The 2,739-nt window shown below is 73.3% G+C and carries 1 protein-coding gene; it reads left to right on the plus strand.

Annotated elements, in window-relative coordinates:
• On the plus strand, positions 1-2,739 hold a 2,739-nt coding region (locus IEZ00_RS37415; protein ID WP_373293240.1), incomplete at both ends, for a type I polyketide synthase.

Raw genomic sequence — 2,739 nt, forward strand, 5'->3', positions numbered from 1 at the left:
GGGATCTCGCCTCGTGAGGCGACGGCGATGGACCCGCAGCAGCGGTTGTTGTTGGAGGTGGCCTGGGAGGCCTTCGAGCGCGCGGGCATCGACGCGGACTCGCTGCGCGGCACCCGGACCGGCGTGTTCGCCGGTGTCATGTACCACGACTACGCGCCCGCGTTGGACCTGGTGCCGGACCAGCTCAGCGGAGCGGTTCTGACCGGCAGCGCGGGCAGCGTGCTCTCCGGGCGGGTGGCGTACCAGTTCGGCCTGGAAGGGCCCGCCGTCTCGGTCGACACCGCGTGCTCGTCGTCGCTGGTGGCGATGCACCTGGCCGCACAAGCACTGCGGTCGGGCGAGTGCTCGCTCGCGCTGGCAGGCGGGGTCACGGTGATGTCCACCCCGATGACGTTCGTCGACCTGGGCCACCAGCGGGCACTGTCCCCGGACGGCCGGTGCCGCGCGTTCGGCGCGGGCGCGGACGGCACCGGCTGGGCCGAGGGGGTCGGCCTGGTGGTGCTCGAACGGCTGTCGGACGCGCGCAGGCAGGGCCACGAGGTGCTCGCGGTGCTCAAGGGCTCCTCGGTGAACTCCGACGGCGCGTCGAACGGGCTGACCGCGCCGAACGGGCTTGCCCAACAGCGGGTGATCCGCCAGGCGCTGGCCAACGCCGCGCTGGCGGCGGCTGACGTCGACGCGGTGGAGGCGCACGGCACCGGCACCCGACTGGGCGACCCGATCGAGGCGCAGGCACTGCTGGACACCTACGGGCGGGCGCACACGGCCGAGTCGCCGCTGTGGCTGGGGTCGTTGAAGTCGAACATCGGGCACACGCAGGCCGCCGCCGGGGTCGGTGGCGTCATCAAGATGGTGATGGCGATGCGGCACGGCGTTCTGCCCAGGACGTTGCACGTCGAGCAGCCCTCGCCGTTGATCGACTGGTCGCGGGGAGCCGTCGCCCTGCTGGACCGGAACCAGGACTGGCCCAGCACCGGTCGACCCCGCCGGGCAGGCGTTTCCTCCTTCGGCATCAGCGGCACGAACGCGCACGTCATCCTCGAGCAGGCGCCGGAGCAGCCCGAGGCCCGGCAGTCGGAGGCCGTGACGCGGCTCGGCGTCTCCGCCTTCCCGGTGTCAGGGCGGGGATCGGCGGCGTTGGCGGGCCAGGCAACCCGGTTGCGGGCCGCGCTGGCCGACTCACCGGACACCGACGTGGCCGGGTTCGGCGCGGCACTGGCCAACGGCGGCTCCCCGCACTCCCACCGAGCGGTGGTCATCGCCGGGAACCGCGACGAGCTGCTGGCCGGCCTTGACGCGATCGCGGCGGGCGAAGCGGACAGCTCGCCCCTCGTGGTGGCCGGAGCCGGTGAAGCCGACCACGACGGCCCGGTCTTCGTCTTCCCGGGGCAGGGCGGTCAGTGGCTCGGGATGGGCGTCGAGCTGTGGCAGCTCAGTCCGACGTTCGCGGAGCTGATGCGGGCCTGCGACGAGGCGTTGGCGCCCTACGTCGACTGGGATGGTTTCTCGCTGCGGGACGTGCTCGCCGGGGCTGCGGGTGCGCCGGGCCTCGACCGGGACGACGTCGTCCAGCCCGCGCTGTTCGCGGTCGGGGTCTCGTTGTCCCGGCTGTGGACATCCCTGGGCGTCCGGCCCTCGGCTGTGGTCGGGCATTCCCAGGGCGAGTTCGCCGCCGCCGTGGCTGCGGGGGCGCTGTCGCTGGCCGAGGGCGCGCGCGTGGTGGCCCTGCGGTCCAGGGTGCTGCGGCGTCTGGCCGCCCACGGCGGCATGGGCTGGGTGAACCGACCGGTCGACGAGGTGCGCGAACGCCTGGCAGGCCATCCCCGGCTCGGCATCGCCGCGGTGAACGGACCGGTGTCCACGGTCGTCTCCGGGGACACCGCCGAGCTGGACCGGTTCCTCGCGGTCTGGGAGTCCGAGGGGGCGCGGGTCCGGCGGGTGGCGATCGACTACGCGTCGCACTCGGCGGTGGTGGAGGGCATCCGGGCCGAGCTGGCCGACACGCTGGGCGTGGTCGAGTGCTCCGACGGTGACGTCCCGTTCTACTCGACGGTGACCGGCTCGGTGCTGCGCGGCCGGGAGCTGGACGCCGACTACTGGTACCGGAACCTGCGCGAGGTGGTGCGCTTCCAGGACGTGGTCGATCAGCTGCTCAGCGGTGGGCACCGATCGTTCCTCGAAGTGGGCGCGCACCCGGTGCTCGTCAACTCGGTGCAGGAGCTCGCCGACGCCAAGGGGACGTCGGTCACGACGGTCGGCTCGCTGCGTCGCGGCCACGGTGGCGCGCGGGAATTCCTGCGCAACGCGGCCGAGGCGTTCGTGAGCGGCGTCGACGTGCGGTGGTCCGGCCTGTTCCCCTCGGGCCAGCGGGCCGTGCGGCTGCCCACCTACGCCTTCCAACGCACCCACTACTGGATCGAGGCGCTGCCCCACCGCTCGACCAGGGGAGCCGACGTCGACACCCGGTTCTGGGACATGGTCGACGAGGGCGACCTCGAAGGACTGACCACGGCGCTGGCCATCTCCGACGACGCCGGCCGTTCCTCGCTGGGCACCGTGCTCCCGGCACTGTCCTCGTGGCGGGAGCACAACAGGCAGCAGGAGACGCTGGCGGGCTGGCAGTACCGCGTCACCTGGCGTCGCACCGAGGTGTCGGACCGACCGCTCACCGGCCGGTGGTTGCTCGTGGTGCCCGCCGACATCGCCGAGCCGACGTGGCTGGACCAGGCCACCGCGGCG

This window comes from Saccharothrix coeruleofusca (assembly GCF_014648515.1).
GTDB lineage: Bacteria > Actinomycetota > Actinomycetes > Mycobacteriales > Pseudonocardiaceae > Actinosynnema > Actinosynnema coeruleofuscum.